This is a genomic window from Nitrospirillum amazonense (assembly GCF_007828045.1).
GTDB lineage: Bacteria > Pseudomonadota > Alphaproteobacteria > Azospirillales > Azospirillaceae > Nitrospirillum > Nitrospirillum amazonense_C.
In genome coordinates this window covers 205,993-222,432 of the sequence record NZ_VITN01000006.1, presented here as the reverse complement: position 1 = coordinate 222,432, position 16,440 = coordinate 205,993, and the positions used below count along the sequence as shown (strand labels likewise).

Sequence of the window (16,440 nt, the reverse complement as noted above, 5' to 3'; positions counted from 1 at the left end):
CATTACCCGATTCCGGCGGCCGATTTCGACCGCCTTCGTTGAGAGGGTGCCGGGACCTACATCCCGCCGGGACCACCACCCCCCATGCCGCCGCGACCGCCGCCATGCCGGCCGCCCCCACCCATGCCGCCGCCCATGCCGCCCCGGCCACCGCCGCCCGGCTCCTGGGTGCTGAGGTCGACCTTCTCAATCTCCTCGACGGTCAGCTGGCCGTCGTGGTTGGCGTCGATGACCTCGAACAGGGCGCGGGCATAGGCGCGGAACTCATCACGCGTCACGCGGAAGTCCAGGTTGGTGTCGGCCGCCATGATGGGGTCGACCCCACCCCGGCCGCCACCGCCCATGCCCCCACCCATGCCGCCCGGCCCGCGACCGCCGCCGGGAGGGGCGTCAGGCGGGGCGCCCTCGGGACCGGCGCCCGGGGCGTCGCCGGGTCCCCCGTCAGGCCCGCCATGGGGGCCGCCCTCGGGGCCGCCCTCTGGACCACCATGCCCCATCAGGGCCATGCGGTCGGCCCTCCGCACCTTCTCAAGCTCGGTCACGTTCAGGGCGCCGTCGCCGTTCAGGTCGTAATGCGTGAAGACGGCGTCGGCCTCGGCCTGGAATTCCTCTCGCGACAGCTTGCCGTCCTGGTTGCTGTCCACGCGGTTGAACCAGGCGCGCAGCGACACCTTGGCCGCGTCCTCCGATGTGGTGCGACCCAGCGTCTGCCCCAGGGGCGTGGTGACCGTGTAGAAGGTCTTGTGGCTGGAACACGCCGCCGCCAGCGCCAAGGCGCCCAGCAGGGCCGGGCGAATCAGGGTGCGGCGAAGTGCTGGGTGGCGATGCATCGGGTGTTCCTTCATGTTGCGCGGTACGCGCTGTCCTGAAACCGTCCCGGGCCCCGTCGCCGGCCCCGGGCGGCACGGGACGCCGGCACCGGACCGGCGCGGGTAATCCGGCCCTTGCACGCGTGAAGCCCCGCAAACTGTCGGGCTTCGCGCGGCAATGCAGACCGTCCACAGCATGATTTGGCCTGCCCCGTTGGTAAACAAGGCTTTTACAACGCCCCCTAAATGGCAAAGCCGCCATGCGCACGCGGCAACAGGGCGCCTAATTTTCCCATTTTTGCCGGGCGGGCGCGCCGTTATGGTTAAGTTGGTGGCGGCGAGATAGGATCGCGTCGTCCCATCCGCATTGAGCGGGGCGCGTATGCCCCGTCCAGTCGGCGTCCCGCCCCTCCGGCCGGTTCCGGCCGTTCCTATCCCGCTGCTGGAGGCATCCCCCCGATGCTGCGTCCCGGTTCCCCCGTCGCGTCCACCACCGTTTCCGCCCGGTCCCACCAGCGCCTGGGCCTGAAGGCCGCCGCCCTGCTGGGCATGCTGGCCCTGCCCATGCCGCTGTCCATCGGCGCCCACGCCCAGGAAACCCTGCCGCAGCCGCCGCAGGCGGCGGTTACGCCCGACGCCCCCGCCGATGCCCCCGCCGACGCCCCCGCGCCGGACGGAGACGGCGCCCGCACCGAGGTGGCCGAGGCCAAGACGGCGGAGGCGCGTGCCGCCATCGCCGCCGCCCAGGAGGAGGACGCCAACGACCCGCTGGAAGGCATGAACCGCGCCATCTTCTGGTTTAACGAGGGCGTGGACACGGTGCTGCTGCGCCCCGCCGCCAAGGTCTACCGCACGGTGATGCCGGACTTCGCCCAGACGGGCATCCGCAACGTGCTATGGAACCTACGCTCCCCCCTGACCCTGGCCAACAAGCTGTTGCAGGGCGACTGGGAGGGCGCCGAGGTCGCCACCGAGCGCTTCCTCATCAATTCCACCATCGGGCTGGGCGGCCTGATCGACGTGGCGGGCGACCACGGCCTGACCTACGAGTATGAGAGCTTCGACCAGACGCTGGCGGTCTGGGGCGTGCCCGAGGGCTTCTACCTGGTGCTGCCCGTCCTGGGCTCCTCCACCCTGCGTGACGCCGTGGGCTTCGGCGTCGAGGCCTATGGCGACCCCGTGTCGCGCTACCTCAGCAACACCCACGACGATTGGGCCAGCTACACCCGCACCGGCGTCTATGCCGTTGACCTGCGCGCCCAGTACCTGGACGTGCTGGACGACATGAAGCGCAACAGCGTGGACTATTACGCCACCATGCGCTCCCTGTACCGCCAGCGGCAGAACAACTACATCCGCAATGGCAAGACGGACCCGGACCAGTTCCCGTCCATCCCGGACTACGATGGCAAGTAAGCCCTCCCATTCGGGCTAAACCCGCTTAATCCTCAAGGCCTGGTGCATGGTTCTATCCGCGCACCAGGCCTTGTGCATTTGGGCCCATGGTGCCAAGGTCATTGTGATCACAAGCCTGGGGATGGGACGACGCGGACGCCACACCCCGGGCATTAGTGGGAACAAGACCCCCCGAAGACGGGGTCGCGCATGAGGACAGGACCCACCATGCCCCTTCCCCGCCCGCAGCCGCTGGCGCTGCCGGTCAGCAACCTGCCCCTGGATATGGGCCCCCCTGATATGGGCCCCAAGCTGGATATGGAGCGCTATGTCCCGGCCTTCCTGAATTCCATCGCCAACAAGCTGTCCAGCGGCGCCTCGCGCCTGTACTTCAAGCATTTCGGCATCGGGGTGGTGGAGTGGCGCATCATCGTCCACCTGGTGGCGGAGCCATGGTGCACCGCCGCCCGCATCTGCCAGATCATCGGCATGGACAAGGCCGCCGTCAGCCGCAGCTACGCCCTGATGGAGGATCGCGGCCTGATCCAGTTCCGCCCGGCGGAGCCGAGGGGCCGCGAGGCCGCCCTGACCGTGGCCGGCCGCGATCTGCACGACCGTATCCTGGTCATGGCGCTGGAGCGGGAGCGGCGCCTGCTGGCCGACCTCAGCCCGCGCGAGGTCGATACCCTGATCAACCTGCTGGGCCGCCTGCAGGCCCGCATCCCCCACGTCAACGCCTACGATCCCACGCCGGAGGAGATCGGTCCGCCGGCAGGGACCGGGGAGCCGGCCAAAGCCTCGTAAGCGCCTGCTAGCACCCCCGGGCGGCGGCATGCGCCGCCCGTTCCAGCCCCTCGCGGAAGTCGGGATGGGCGATGCCGATCAGCGCCCGGGCCCGCTCCGCCAGCGTCAGGCCGCGCAGGTTCACCACGCCGAATTCGGTGGCGACGTATTGGACATCGTTGCGCGGCGTCGTCACCGGCCCCGTCAGTCGCGGGACGATGCGCGAGGCGGTGCCGCCGGCGGCGGTGGAGTGGCAGGCGATGATGGACTTGCCGCCCGTCGAGGCCGAGGCGCCGCGCACGAAGTCAAGCTGCCCGCCCGCGGCGCTGTACTGCCAACCGGCCAGGCATTCGGAATTGCAGGCGCCCTGCAGGTCGACCTCCAGCGTCGCGTTGACGGAGACCACGGTGTCATTCCGGGCGATCACCGCCGGGTTGTTCACATAGTCCACCGGCTGCGCCTCGCAGTCCGGGTTGCCGTCGAGGAAGTCGTACAGCGCCCGGTCCCCCATGGCGAAGGTGAACACCGTCCGCCCGGCATGGATGGCCTTGCGGCTGTTATCCACCGCGCCCCGGCGCATCAGCTCCGCCAGGCCGGGGGTCATCAGTTCGGTGTGGATGCCCATGTGCCGGCGGTCGTGCAGGGCGGCGCACACGGCGTCGGGCAGGGCACCGATGCCCATCTGCAGGCAGGCGCCATCCTCCACCAGGCCCGCGATCAGGCGGCCTATGGCCCTGTCATTCTCCCTGATCTTGGCGGGCGGCACCTCCAGCAGGGGTACCGGGTTCTCCACCAGCGCCGTCACCCGGTCCAGGGGGATACGGCAGTTCCCCAGGGTGCGCGGCATGGCCGGGTTCACCTCCAGGATCACCTGGCGGGCGCTCTGTGATACCGCGAGGGCGTAGTCGGTGTTGGTGCCGAGGCTGAAGCAGCCTTCCGCGTCCATGGGCGCCACGGTGGTCAGCAGCACATCCACGTCCACCTGCCGGCTGAGGACGTGTGGCGCCTGGCTGAAGGCGGTGGGGATGAAATCCACGACCGGCAGGTCGTGCGACCCCGCCTCCCTGTCCAGCGCGCGTTCCAGCCCGCCGTGGAACAGGCTGACCGGCCGGACGCGGTGGCGCAGGTCGGACCGCAGCAGCGGGGCGGCGTTGGCGAAGGCCAACAGATAGTAGAGCGAGATCTCACCCACCTGCCCCGCCTCGGCCCGCCGGGCCAGTGCGCGCAGCAGGGCCGGCGGCTGCGATACGCCCAGGCCCATGGCGATGCGGGAACCGGAGGGAATCAGGCCCACGGCCGCCTCCGCCGCCATGCGGCGTGCGGCATAGGCCTCGGCGTATGGTCCCATTTCATCCTCCCGTCCGGCTTATTCGGACCATCCTGGCATGAAGCCCGGCCGGCGCCACCCGGTTTTCACCGGTCCCCGCCACCGGGCCAGCCGCTGTAACAAACAAGCCCCATCACCATCCAGATTCGGCCCAATCGCGGACACAATCCGGCGGCACAAGTAACCGCAGGGCAAACTTGAGTATTATCCACGCCCGCGTATCGAAGCACTAAGTTTCACCGAGACCGGACCCTGATCCCGGTTGATGGCGCCGCCTTCCCGCCGCCCTGGGCATTGCGGGAACCTTCCCCTGGTCTTTGGGGTTAAGGCACACGCGGCGCGCCCCATGCGGGTCCGGCTGATCGAAGACGAAGGAGATGGACATGCGGATGCATTTGCTTGCGGCCACGCTGTTGGCCACCGGTCTGATCGGCGGCACGGCCCTGGCCCAGACCGCCATGAACCCGGGCGACACCCCGAACGACACGATTTCCCCGCCCGAGGCCAATTCCCCGCCGCCCGCCCCCATGGGTGACGAGGGCATGATCGGCCCGGCGACCACCACCACGACCTCCTCCCAGTCCTACAGCACCGAGAGCCGCACCTACATCGTGCGGCCCAAGGGCATGATCTCGACCGGCACCGGCAAGGTGAACACCGCGATGAAGCCGGGCGACACCGTGCCCAAGCCCACCTGCCTGGAGGGCACGGAGCCGCGCGTGTGGACCGCCCCGGTGGTGTTCGGCATGCCGCAGGGCAAGGGCCGGGTGGAAGGCATCGACACCTGGGTCGAGAGCCAGGGCGGCCAGTGGGTGATCAAGTCCGCCATGCGCGCCGGCGAGGGCGACGCCCCGGTCAGCGACAAGGGCCAGGGCGGCTGGGTCGAGGTCAGCACCATGTGCGCCCTGCCCGGCGTGACCGACAGCCAGCGTGAGGCCGGCGCCATGCAGGGCGCCATGAATTAATCTTGTTCCATGTCTGGCGCGCGAAGGGCGGCCCCAAGTCGGGGCCGCCCTTCTCATTTATGGGAATCAGATGTCCTGGACATCGATGACGCCGGGGATGGAACGCAGGGCGGACCGGCTGGCGCTGCTGATCTGGTAGGCCTGGGGCAGCACCAGTTCCACCTCCAGCCGATCGATCTCCACCATCAGGTGGATCTTGCCCCGGCCCGCGGGCAGGCGCTTCAGCACCGTCTGCAGGCCTTCCACCGGCGCCTGATCCTTCAGCGTCACCCGCAGGCCGGACGCGACCTTGGCGACCTCGTCCTCCAGCAGTTGAACGCCGCTGCCGGTCAGGCGCAGTTCCTCCCCGTTCTGCTGCACGTCCACCGTCATCAGCACGGCCTTGCCCGGCTCCAGATGCTCCCGCGCCGGGGCCAACGCCTCGGAGAACAGCGTCACCTCATAGACACCCGAGGCGTCCGACATGCCGATGAAGGCGAAGCGGTTGCCGCTCTTGGCCGTGCGCTCCTGCCGGGCGACGACGATGCCGGCCATGCGGAAGCGGGTGGATCCGCCGCCGCGCGCCACGATGCCCGGCAGGTCGGCGAAACGCACCACCTTCAGCTTGGCCAAGGGGGCGGCGAAGGCATCCAGCGGGTGGGCCGACAGGTAGAAGCCGATGGCCTCGAACTCGTGCCGCAGCTTTTCCAGCGGCTCCCAATCCACCACGCGCGGCAGCTCAGGCGCCTTCAGCGGGGCGGACGCGCCGAACAGGCTGTTCATGCCGCTCTCGCGCTCCGCCGCCTCGGCCTGGGCGTAACGCAACATGATTTCGATAGCGGAATGAACCTGGTGACGGTTGGGCACCAGGCTGTCGAAGGCGCCGGCGGCGGCCAAATTCTCCAGCTGGCGCTTGTTGATGACCTTGTTGTCCAGGCGGCGGGCGAAGTCGAACAGGTCGCGATAAGGGCCATTGGCATCGCGCTCCGCCACCACCGCCGCCATGGCCGGCCCGCCCACGCCCTTCACCGCCGCCAGGGCGTAGCGCACAGCGCGCTCACCGCTGGGCAGCATCTCCACGCGGAAGATGTCGCCCGACCGGTTGATGTCCGGCGGCAGCAGCTTGATCTTCAGCCGGTCCAGTTCCTGGCGGAACTGGTTCAGCTTGTCGGTGTTGCCCAGATCCAGCGTCATGGACGCGGCCATGAACTCCACCGGGTAGTTGGCCTTGAGGTAGGCCGTCTGGTAGGCGATCAGGGCATAGGCGGCGGCGTGCGACTTGTTGAAGCCATAGCCCGCGAACTTGTTCACCTGGTCGAAGATCAGGCCCGCCTGGTCCGCGTCCACCCCGCGCGCCGTGGCGCCATCGACGAACTTGGAGCGTTCCTTCTCCATCTCCTCTTTAATTTTCTTGCCCATGGCGCGGCGCAGCAGGTCGGCGCCGCCCAGGCTGTAGCCGGCCAGCACCTGGGCGATCTGCATCACCTGTTCCTGGTACACCATGATCCCGAAGGTCTCCTTCAGGATGGGCTCCAGCGAAGGATGCATGTAGTCGGGTTCCTCCTGCCCGTCCTTGACCTTGATGTACTTGGGGATGTTGTCCATCGGGCCCGGCCGGTACAGCGAGACCAGCGCGATGATGTCCTCGATGCGGTTGGGCTTCATGCGGCGCAGCACGTCGCGCATGCCCGAACTTTCCAGCTGGAACACGCCCGACGCCTCGGCCCGGCCCAGCAGCCTGTAGGTCTTCTCGTCGTAGAGGTCGAGATTCAGCAGGTCCAGGTCGGGATTGAGCGGCCGGATCAGCTCCACCGCCTTCTGCAACACGGTCAGGGTCTTCAGGCCCAGGAAGTCGAACTTCACCAGGCCGGCCAGTTCCACATACTTCATGTTGAACTGGGTGACCGGCATGTCCGACCGGGGATCGCGGTACAGCGGCACCAGCTGGTCCAGCGGGCGGTCGCCGATCACCACGCCGGCGGCGTGGGTGGAAGCGTGGCGGTACAGGCCTTCCAGCTTCAGCGCCACGCCGATCAGGCGGTCCACCGTCTCATCCTGGCGGCGCATCTCCTGCAACAGCGGCTCGCCGTCCAGCGCCTCTTGCAGGGTGACGGGGTTGGCCGGGTTGTTGGGCACCATCTTGCAGATGCGGTCGACCTGGCCGTAGGGCATCTGCAGCACGCGCCCCACGTCGCGCAGCACGGCGCGGGCCTGCAGCTTACCGAAGGTAATGATCTGGGCCACGCGGTCATGGCCGTACTTGGCTTGGACGTAGCGGATGACCTCGTCACGGCGATCCTGGCAGAAGTCCACGTCGAAGTCGGGCATGGACACGCGTTCAGGGTTCAGGAAACGCTCGAACAGCAGGCCGAAACGAATGGGGTCCAGGTCGGTGATCAGCAGCGACCAGGCGACCAGCGAGCCGGCGCCCGAGCCACGGCCCGGCCCCACGGGGATGCCGTTGTCCTTCGCCCACTTGATGAAATCCGACACGATCAGGAAGTAGCCGGGGAACTTCATCCGCTCGATGACGGACAGCTCATAGTCCAGGCGCTCGCGGTAGCGCTTCTCCGTGTCCGCCTTCTCCTCCTCCCCCATCTCCGCCGTGAAGACATAGCGGTTCAGGCGGAAGGTCAGGCCGTCATGGGCCTGGGCGCGCAGTTCCTCCGCCTCCGTCCGGCCTTCCACGGTGGGGAAGTTGGGCAGGATGGGGTTGATCTTGCGCGGCATGTAGGCGCAGCGCTGGGCGACCACCACCGTGTTGTCCACCGCCTCCGGCAGGTCGGCGAACAACTCCCGCATCTCCTTCGCACTCTTGAAGTAGTGGTCGGGCGTCAGGCGGCGGCGGTCGTCCTGCATGATGAAGGCGCCATCGGCGATGCACAGCAGGGCGTCGTGCGCCTCGTACATGTCGGCGGTGGCGAAGTAACAATCGTTAGTGGCCACCAGCGGCAAATCGTGCGCGTAGGCGAGATCGATCAGCGCGCCCTCGATGCGCTGCTCCGCCCGGCCGATGGGGCTGTCCTTGTCATGCCGCATCAGCTCGACATAGAGGCGCCCGGGGAACAGGCGCTTCAGGTCCAGCAGCAGCTCGGCCGCGGCCGGTGCCTGGCCCTCCAGCAGCAGGCGCCCCACCCCGCCGTGGATGCCGCCGGTCAGCGCGATCAGGCCGTCGCTGTGGCCGTCCAGCGCCGCCATGGATACCTGGGGCTCCAGCCCCGGCTCCGTCTCCATGTACGCCTTGCTGATCAGCTCCATCAGGTTGGCGTAGCCGGTGGCGTTCTGGGCCAGCAGCACCAGCTGGTCGGCGCCGAAGGTGCCGGGGCGCTGCGCCCCGCGCGTGGTGGCGGCGGGACCCCAGCGGCCGATCCACATCTGGCAGCCGACGATGGGCTGCACGCCCGCGTCCGACGCCGCCATGGCGAATTCCAGGCTACCGAACAGGTTGCCAGTGTCCGTCACCGCCACCGCCGGCATGGCGTTCTTGGTGCACAGCTTCACCAGCTCCTTCACCTTGATCGCCCCCTCGGACAGCGAATAGGCGGAGTGGGTGCGCAGGTGGATGAAGCCGGGATGGGACATGGGGGCGGATGGTCCGGGACAGGGGTGAGGTGGGTAGTTTACGAAGGCCGTGAAGGCCGCGTCACCTGTCCTGTCGGCAACCCCGATTCCCCCAATGAAAACGCCCACCTGGAGAGGGCGCCGGCGTTGGCCGACTCCACCCCAGGTGGGCGCTGTACTTCAGGCCGTCGCGACTCAGGCGGCCTGGACGGAACTGCGGATCAGGTGGTCGAAGGCGCCCAGGGAGGCCTTGGCACCCTCGCCCATGGCGATGATGATCTGCTTGTAGGGCACGGTGGTGACGTCGCCGGCGGCGAAGATGCCGGGGACGGAGGTCTCACCATGGTGGCCCACGATCACCTCGCCGCGCTGGGTCAGCTCCACCGTGCGGCGGAGCCAGTCGGTGTTGGGCAGCAGGCCGATCTGCACGAAGATGCCCTCCAGCGCCAGGCGGTGCGTCTCACCCGTGGCGCGGTCCTTGTAGACCAGGCCGTTCACCTTGTTGCCGTCGCCCGTGACCTCGGTGGTCTGGGCCTGGGTCAGGATGGTGACGTTGGCCAGGCTCTTCAGTTTGGTCACCAGCACCGCGTCGGCGCGCAGCTGGTTGTCGAACTCCAGCAGCGTGACGTGGGCGACGATGCCGGCCAGGTCGATGGCCGCCTCGACGCCGGAGTTGCCGCCGCCAATCACCGCCACGCGCTTGCCCTTGAACAGCGGACCGTCGCAGTGCGGGCAGAAGGCGACACCCTTGGTCTTGTACTGTTCCTCGCCCGGCACCCTCATCTCGCGCCAGCGGGCGCCGGTGGCCAGGATCAGGGCCTTGGCCTTCAGCTTGGCGCCACTTTCCAGCGTCACCTCGTGCAGGCCGTCGACCGTGGCCAGCGCCTTGGCGCGCTGCTGGTTCATGATGTCCACCTCATAGGTGCGGACATGCTCTTCCAGGCTGCGCACCAGCTTGGGCCCCTCCGTCGCGGTGACGGAGATGAAGTTCTCGATGCCCAGCGTGTCCATGACCTGGCCGCCGAAGCGCTCCGCCACGATGCCGGTGCGGATGCCCTTGCGGGCGGCGTAGATGGCGGCCGCGGCGCCGGCGGGGCCACCGCCCACCACCAGCACGTCGAACGGATCCTTGGCGTCGATCTTAGCGGCCTCGCGGGCGACGGAGCTGGTGTCCAGCTTCGCCAGGATCTCCTCCAGATCCATGCGGCCCTGGCCGAAGGGCTCGCCGTTCAGGAAGATGGCCGGCACGCCCATGATCTGGCGCTTGGTCACCTCGTCCTGGAAGACGCCGCCGTCGATCATCTCATGGCGGATGCGGGGGTTCAGCACCGCCATCAGGTTCAGGGCCTGCACCACGTCCGGGCAGTTGTGGCAGGTCAGCGAGATGAAGGTCTCGAAGTGGTAGTCGCCCTCGATGGCCTTGATCTGCGCGATAACCTCGTCGCTGACCTTGGGCGGATAGCCGCCGGCCTGCAGCAGCGCCAGCACCAGCGAGGTGAACTCGTGGCCCATGGGCAGGCCGCTGAAGCGGATGCCGATGTCGCCGGCCGGGCGGTTGACGGTGAAGGACGGGCGGCGGCCGGCGCCGTCCACGTTCTCGTTGATGTTCACCAGGGCGGAGGCTTCGGCGATATCGGCCAGCAGCTCCATCATCTGGCGGGAGGTGGCGCTATCGTCCGGGTAAGCAACAATCTCGATCGGCTGCTTCACCCGTTCCAGATAGGCCTTCAATTGGGTCTTGAGATTGGCGTCCAACATCGGGGCGGGCTTTCTGGCGGAGATTGGGGGAAAGGGCGATTGGGGGAAAGGGCGGGCAAGGAGGGGGCGGTCACCGGCGCCGGGATGCGGCGGCCAGGTGCGATTTGAAACGTAATGTCACAGGCGGACTGTTCAAGCGGGCGCGCCTCTCGCGGAGTCGCGGGCCCGGTGCTAAGTCCCCAGGCAACAGGCCCGGGGCGTCCGGGGGCGGATGAGGCCCCCGGACGGGACCGGGATGTCACCGTCCCGGTCCCGGCATCAACGGATGCGGATCAAATCCCGGGGGATCAGATCTTGCCGACCAGGTCCAGGGACGGCTTCAGGGTCTCGGCGCCGTCGGTCCACTTGGCCGGGCACACTTCGCCGGGGTGGGCGGCGACGTACTGGGCGGCCTTCACCTTACGCAGCAGCTCACCGGCGTCACGGCCGATGCCGTTGTCGTGGATCTCGCACAGCTTGATCTGGCCTTCGGGGTTGATCACGAAGGTGCCGCGCAGGGCCAAGCCCTCTTCCTCGATCAGGACGTCGAAGTTGCGGGCCAGGGTGGCGGTCGGGTCGCCGACCAGCGGGTATTCGACCTTGGCGATGGTGTCGGAGGTGTCGTGCCAGGCCTTGTGGGCGAAGTGGGTGTCGGTCGACACGCCGTAGATCTCCACGCCCAGCTTCTTGAACTCGGCGTAGTTGTCAGCCAGGTCGCCCAGCTCGGTCGGGCACACGAAGGTGAAGTCGGCCGGGTAGAACACCACCACCGACCACTTGCCCTTCAGGTCGGCTTCGGTCACGGGCACGAACTTGCCGTTGTGGTAAGCGGTCGCCTTGAAGGGCTTCACTTCGGTATTGATGAGGGACATCGTTAATTCCTTGGCTGTTGAATTAATGAATAGCGGTTGGTTTCGGCGGGGCGCCCCGGCCGCGATCCCCATCCGAGGCCCCGCGGCGTTCGCCCTACCGACGAACAGGACCATACCGGCATCTTAGAATAATTCCAATTATAAAAATTGAGAGCTGTTTGCAGTCGCAGCATGCCAGCGTCGCGATGCGCGATGGGGCCCACCCCTTGGCATGGGCGATGGCCCGGACCAACCGGTGCGGGCCGGCCGGGTCCCATCTTAAAAGCAGCGGCGGTGAAGCGCCATCGCTAAGCCCCTCACCCCTGGGGGATGGTCAGGCCCTCACCCTTGCAGGTGGCGATGAAGTCATTCATCACCTTGCCTATCACCTGCGGCACCATGGCCCTGGACTTGGCCATGGTCTGCTGCATGACCAGCGGCATCTGGGTGATCAGCTTGGCCCCGGCCGGCGTGTCGTAGAACGCCAGCACCTGCTCCAGCTCCGCTTCCGTGAACAGCTCCGCATAGGTCGTGGCGATGGCGTCGGTCATGGGGGCCAGGGCCCTCTTGAAATCGGGCAGCAGCCGCTTGTCGACCAGGCCCTGCACGTCCGCTTCCCGGCCGGGGTTGGCGATCTTCAGCTTCTGCACCAGGGGATCGATGGCCACGGGCAGTATCTGCTGCATCAGGTCGCCGGCGTGCGTCTTCTCAATCAGCTTGTGCGCCAGCTCCAACGATTTCGGCGATGGCGTACCGGCGTTTTGGGCGAAGGCCGGAGTGGCCACCACGACCCACGCGCCGACCAGGCCGGCGGCAATTCCCTTCAACAAAGCGCTTTCCCCTTCTGGTGATGCTGGATTCAGCGCCGCCAGCCTACCCCGTCGCCCCGCGCGGCGCGATGGCCAACCGCCACTTATGGCTGAATGTCGCAGGGAAGATTACATCGGTAGGGGCCGCCGATCACCCTTGGGGAATGGTGAGGCCCTTACCCTTGCAGGCGGTGACGAAGTTCCCCAGCACGGGCCCCAGGGCCTGGGGCAGGACGGCCTGCGCCCGGGCGCGGCCCCGCTGCTGCAGGCCCGGCATCTCCTTCAGCATCTTGGCCCCCGCCGGCGAATCGTAAAAGGCGAGGATGGCCGCCAGTTCCGCCTCGGTGAAGCGCGCGGCGTAGGCCTGGGCGTAACCGTCGATGACCGGCGCCATGGCCTTGCGGAAATCCGGCAGCAGCGTGTGCTCGAACAGGGCATCGACATCGGCCTCGCGTCCCGGGTTGGCGGCCTTCAGGTTGAAGGTCAGCGGCTGGACGGTGGCGCCCAGGACCTGCTGCATCAGGTCGTCGGCGTTGACCCTGTCCGCCAAGGCCCGGGCCAGTTCCAGGGCCTTGGGCGTGGGGGACTGGGCGAGGCCGGATCCAGCCCACATCATGATGACCATGCACAGGCCGGCCACGCCAGCGGCGATTTCCTTGCGCACTCCCATTCCTCCCCTTCCCCGTGCCCTGCGGGCTTTATGCCCGCGAGTTTAGCGCCGGGAAGGCGGGGTCCGGAAGACGGGGACGGCCGTCTACATCTAAATGGCAAACGCCGCCGCCCGGCATCCCGGACGGCGGCGTCGCTGATCAGTGCCGCGATGGCGCGTCGGTTCAGCCCGGCTGGTACAGCTGGTCGAAGCTGCCGCCGTCGGCGAAGTGGGCCTTGTGGGCGTCGTGCCAGCCGCCGAAGCTGGTGATGTCGAACAGTTCCACCTTGGCGAACTTGTTCACCACCTCCTGCAATACCACCGGGTCGCGCGGGCGGTAGAAGTGTTTGGTGGCCAGGATCTGCGCCGGCTGGGTGTACAGCGTCTGCAGGTAGGCCTCCGCCACCCGGCGGGTGCCGTGGCGGTCCACCACCTTGTCCACCACCGCGACCGGCGGCTCCGCCAGGACGGAGACGGACGGGGTCACCAGCTCGAATTCGCCCGGGCCCAGTTCCTGGATGGCCAGGTAGGCCTCATTCTCCCAGGCCAGCAGCACGTCGCCCAGGCCGCGCTGCACGAAGGTGGTGGTGGCGCCGCGCGCGCCGGTGTCCAGCACCGGCACCTTCTTGAACAGCGCCTTGATGAAGTCGCGGGCCGCCGCGTCGCCACCCTTGGCGCGGGCGTAGCCCCAGGCCGCCAGGTAGTTCCAGCGGGCGCCGCCGGACGTCTTGGGATTGGGGGTGATGACCTCCACCCCCGGCTTCAGCAGATCCGGCCAGTCCTTGATGCCCTTGGGGTTGCCCTTGCGCACCAGGAACACGATGGTGCTGGTGTAGGGCGTGGAATTGAAGGGCAGGCGCTTCTGCCAATCCTTATCGATCAGGCCGCCATTCTCGACGATGGCGTCGATGTCGTAGGCCAGCGCCAGGGTGACCACGTCGGCCTCCAGCCCATCGATGACGGCGCGCGCCTGCTTGCCCGACCCGCCGTGCGAGGTGTTGACGCTGACCTGGTCACCACCCGAGGCCTTGGCCCATTCCTTGGCGAACAGGTCGGCGTATTCCTTGTAGAACTCGCGCGTCGGGTCATAGGAGACGTTCAGCAACTGCGAGGCGGAGCGCGCACGCACCGACCCCAGCAGGGCCACGCCGGCGGCACCCGCCATGGCGGTCAATAGTGTTCTGCGATGCATTCGGATTCCCCCTAGGTAGTGCGAGCCCCGGCCCGGAGTCCGATGTCCTGACCCCGGGGCCCCGGCGGAGGAAGACGTCGTCCCTGCGACAGGACATCGCACCCCACCCGCGCTGTTGACGCCCATGACAAACGACACCGCAATCTGTGTCAACCGAAACATTAATAACAAATAATTTATGTTATTATGAGGCGCCCTGATTCCCTGGCGCCCGATTGCGCCGCCAGGCCAAGGCCTTGCCTGGATCCGCACCAATTAGCCAAAACGCCGCTGTGGAATTGAAAGCAGATCACACCATGTCGGCGCATGGCAGTGTTGCGGCCCACCATCCGTTCTCCGCGCCGTCACCGTCGCCCTTCCCGCAATTTTGTCACAGAAGCTTGAAGGGAAATGGTTTTCCATAATCCGAGGCCGCCACCCCAACCGTGGCGCGGGGCCTGGGGCTATCCGAATGCCAGGATGCTTGAACCTCGACAAACATGTCGTTTACGAACACATTATGAGAGAACATTGAGTCTTTCACAGGAATATTCCGTACAATGCCTGCCGCCTTCCCCCTGTTCCTGACGCTGTCCGGCCAGACGGTGCTGATCGTCGGTGGCGGGGAATTGGCCCTGCGCAAGGCGCGCCTGGTGGCGGGCGCGGGCGGCGACGGCCGGGGCGCGCGCCTGGTGGTGGTGGCGCCCGAGGTTCATCCCGACTTGGGCGTGCTGGCCGCCGAGGTGCGCCGCCGCCCCTTCGCCGCCCATGATCTGGACGGCGTCACCCTGGTGTTCGCCGCCGGCGAGGGTGAGGATGAGGCGGCCCAGGTGGCCGACCTCGCCCGCGCCCGGGGCCTGCTGGTCAACGTGCCGGACCGCCCTGCCCTGTCCACCTTCATCATGCCAGCCATCGTCGATCGGGGCCCCGTCACGGTCGCCATTTCCACCGGCGGCACCTCCCCCGTCCTGGCCCGCCGCCTGCGCGCCCGTGTCGAGGCGGCGCTGGAACCGGGCCTGGGACGGCTGGCCACCTTCCTCGACGGCTTCCGCACCGCCGTCCGCACTGTGAAATCCGACGAGACCGCGCGCCGCCGCTTCTGGGAGCGGGTGATCGACGGCCCCATCGCCCAGCGTTTCCTGGCCGGGGACGAGGCTGGCGCGCACGAGCAACTGGTGAAGTCCCTGAATGCCGGTGACGCCGCCGGCGACGCTGCCGAAGGCGGCGCCGTCGCCCTGGTGGGCGCCGGCCCGGGCGACCCGGATCTACTGACCCTGCGCGCCCTGCGCGTGCTGCAGAATGCCGACGTGGTGGTGCATGACAAGCTGGTGGACGACCGCATCCTGGACTACGTCCGCCGCGACGCCCGCCGCGTCTATGTCGGCAAGTCCAAGTCCTGCCACACCGTCAGCCAGGATGAGATCAACGCCCTGCTGGTGCGCGAGGCCCAGGCCGGCCACCGTGTCGTCCGGCTGAAGGGCGGCGACCCCTTCATCTTCGGCCGGGGTGGTGAGGAGATGGCCGTGCTGCGCGCCGCTGGCGTGGCGGTGGAGCTGGTGCCCGGCATCACCGCCGCCGTGGGCTGCGCCGCCGCCACCGGCATTCCCCTGACCCATCGTGGCCTGGCCCAGGGCATCACCCTGGTGACGGCGCATGGCGCCGCGCACGGCGGGCAGGGCGATGGATCACCGTCGGAACCCGTCATCGATTGGACGGCCCTGGCGCGCCTGGACCACACCTTGGCCATCTATATGGGCCTGAGCAAGGCCAGCCTGGTGGCTGATCGCCTGATCGCCGCCGGCAAGGCGCCAGGCACCCCGGTCGCGGTGATCGAGAATGGCACCCGGCCGGACCAGACCCTGATCGTAGGGTCGCTGGATCGGCTGGGAGCCCTGGCCGCCGGCCTGACCGGCCCCGCCCTGATCCTGGTGGGGGAGGTCGTGACGCTGGCCGATCCCGCCAAGGTCGCGACCGACATCCTGACCACCCTTCCCGTTCCGGGCCGCGATGCGGACATCCCCCCGGGCACGGGTTTCAAAGCCGCCGTCTGAGAGGAACCGCACCATGGCCCGCGTTACCGACGCCCCCAAGGTCGTCACCGCCAACCGCCTGCAGGACGGCGCCGTCGTCTGGCTGACCGCCGCCGGCGACTGGTCGATCCGGGTGGCCGATGCCCAGGTGCAAACCGACGCGTCCTCGGCGGAGGCGGCCCTGGGCATCGCCCGCGCGTCCGCCGCCCGGCAGGAGGTGGTGGAGCCCTACGCCGTGGACGTGGTGGTGGAAGCCACCGGTCCCCGCCCCCTGAAGACGCGGGAGTGGATCCGCGCCGCCGGCCCCAGCATCGACGCCATTCCCACGGCGGCGTGACGGCGGCGCACCCCAATTCCCGCATGAATTAAGACCA

General features: G+C 68.1%; 13 protein-coding genes. 5 read left to right on the top strand and 8 right to left on the bottom strand.

Annotated features, from left to right (window positions below; translation table 11 throughout):
- Nucleotides 1-56: 56 nt before the first annotated feature.
- Complete coding sequence (locus FBZ89_RS12525; RefSeq protein WP_186457322.1) at nucleotides 57-830, bottom strand: EF-hand domain-containing protein; 774 nt, start codon at nucleotides 828-830, stop codon at nucleotides 57-59.
- A 438-nt stretch (nucleotides 831-1,268) separates the two neighbouring features.
- On the opposite strand from FBZ89_RS12525, the gene FBZ89_RS12520 reads away from it, so the two are divergent.
- Together FBZ89_RS12520 and FBZ89_RS12515 are read left to right on the top strand one after the other, a co-directional pair.
- The gene (locus FBZ89_RS12520) at nucleotides 1,269-2,225 is read left to right on the top strand and encodes an MlaA family lipoprotein (protein WP_246172154.1); all 957 of its coding nucleotides are present in this window, start codon (nucleotides 1,269-1,271) and stop codon (nucleotides 2,223-2,225) included.
- Nucleotides 2,226-2,432: 207 nt separating this feature from the next.
- Complete coding sequence (locus FBZ89_RS12515; RefSeq protein ID WP_145750296.1) at nucleotides 2,433-3,008, top strand: MarR family winged helix-turn-helix transcriptional regulator; 576 nt, start codon at nucleotides 2,433-2,435, stop codon at nucleotides 3,006-3,008.
- Nucleotides 3,009-3,015: 7 nt separating this feature from the next.
- On the opposite strand, the gene FBZ89_RS12510 is transcribed toward FBZ89_RS12515, so the two are convergent.
- Nucleotides 3,016-4,335, bottom strand: a complete 1,320-nt coding sequence (locus FBZ89_RS12510; protein ID WP_145750295.1) for an acetyl-CoA hydrolase/transferase family protein — start codon at nucleotides 4,333-4,335, stop codon at nucleotides 3,016-3,018.
- A 368-nt stretch (nucleotides 4,336-4,703) separates the two neighbouring features.
- Between FBZ89_RS12510 and FBZ89_RS12505 the strand changes: the two genes are divergently transcribed.
- Nucleotides 4,704-5,279 (top strand): hypothetical protein, encoded by a 576-nt coding sequence (locus FBZ89_RS12505; RefSeq protein ID WP_145750294.1) that lies wholly within the window; start codon nucleotides 4,704-4,706, stop codon nucleotides 5,277-5,279.
- 66 nt (nucleotides 5,280-5,345) lie between these two features.
- Here FBZ89_RS12505 and dnaE read toward each other — a convergent pair whose 3' ends face one another.
- The 6 genes from dnaE to FBZ89_RS12475 form a co-directional block, all read right to left on the bottom strand.
- Nucleotides 5,346-8,840, bottom strand: a complete 3,495-nt coding sequence (dnaE, locus tag FBZ89_RS12500; RefSeq protein ID WP_145750293.1) for a DNA polymerase III subunit alpha — start codon at nucleotides 8,838-8,840, stop codon at nucleotides 5,346-5,348.
- 174 nt (nucleotides 8,841-9,014) lie between these two features.
- The gene (gene ahpF, locus FBZ89_RS12495; RefSeq protein WP_145750292.1) at nucleotides 9,015-10,577 is read right to left on the bottom strand and encodes an alkyl hydroperoxide reductase subunit F; all 1,563 of its coding nucleotides are present in this window, start codon (nucleotides 10,575-10,577) and stop codon (nucleotides 9,015-9,017) included.
- Nucleotides 10,578-10,864: 287 nt separating this feature from the next.
- The gene (gene ahpC, locus FBZ89_RS12490; protein WP_145616703.1) at nucleotides 10,865-11,428 is read right to left on the bottom strand and encodes an alkyl hydroperoxide reductase subunit C; all 564 of its coding nucleotides are present in this window, start codon (nucleotides 11,426-11,428) and stop codon (nucleotides 10,865-10,867) included.
- Between the two features lie 296 nt (nucleotides 11,429-11,724).
- On the bottom strand, nucleotides 11,725-12,234 hold the full coding sequence (locus FBZ89_RS12485; RefSeq protein ID WP_145750291.1) for a DUF2059 domain-containing protein: 510 nt from the start codon (nucleotides 12,232-12,234) through the stop codon (nucleotides 11,725-11,727).
- Nucleotides 12,235-12,367: 133 nt separating this feature from the next.
- Complete coding sequence (locus FBZ89_RS12480) at nucleotides 12,368-12,886, bottom strand: DUF2059 domain-containing protein (RefSeq protein WP_211115206.1); 519 nt, start codon at nucleotides 12,884-12,886, stop codon at nucleotides 12,368-12,370.
- Nucleotides 12,887-13,049: 163 nt separating this feature from the next.
- On the bottom strand, nucleotides 13,050-14,057 hold the full coding sequence (locus FBZ89_RS12475) for a sulfate ABC transporter substrate-binding protein (protein WP_145750290.1): 1,008 nt from the start codon (nucleotides 14,055-14,057) through the stop codon (nucleotides 13,050-13,052).
- A gap of 539 nt (nucleotides 14,058-14,596) precedes the next feature.
- Between FBZ89_RS12475 and cysG the strand changes: the two genes are divergently transcribed.
- Together cysG and FBZ89_RS12465 are read left to right on the top strand one after the other, a co-directional pair.
- A complete protein-coding gene (gene cysG, locus FBZ89_RS12470; RefSeq protein WP_145750289.1) occupies nucleotides 14,597-16,087 on the top strand; it encodes a siroheme synthase CysG in 1,491 nt (496 codons plus the stop codon).
- Between the two features lie 13 nt (nucleotides 16,088-16,100).
- Nucleotides 16,101-16,403, top strand: coding sequence for a DUF2849 domain-containing protein (locus tag FBZ89_RS12465; protein WP_145750288.1), 303 nt, complete (start codon nucleotides 16,101-16,103; stop codon nucleotides 16,401-16,403).
- Nucleotides 16,404-16,440 lie beyond the last annotated feature (37 nt).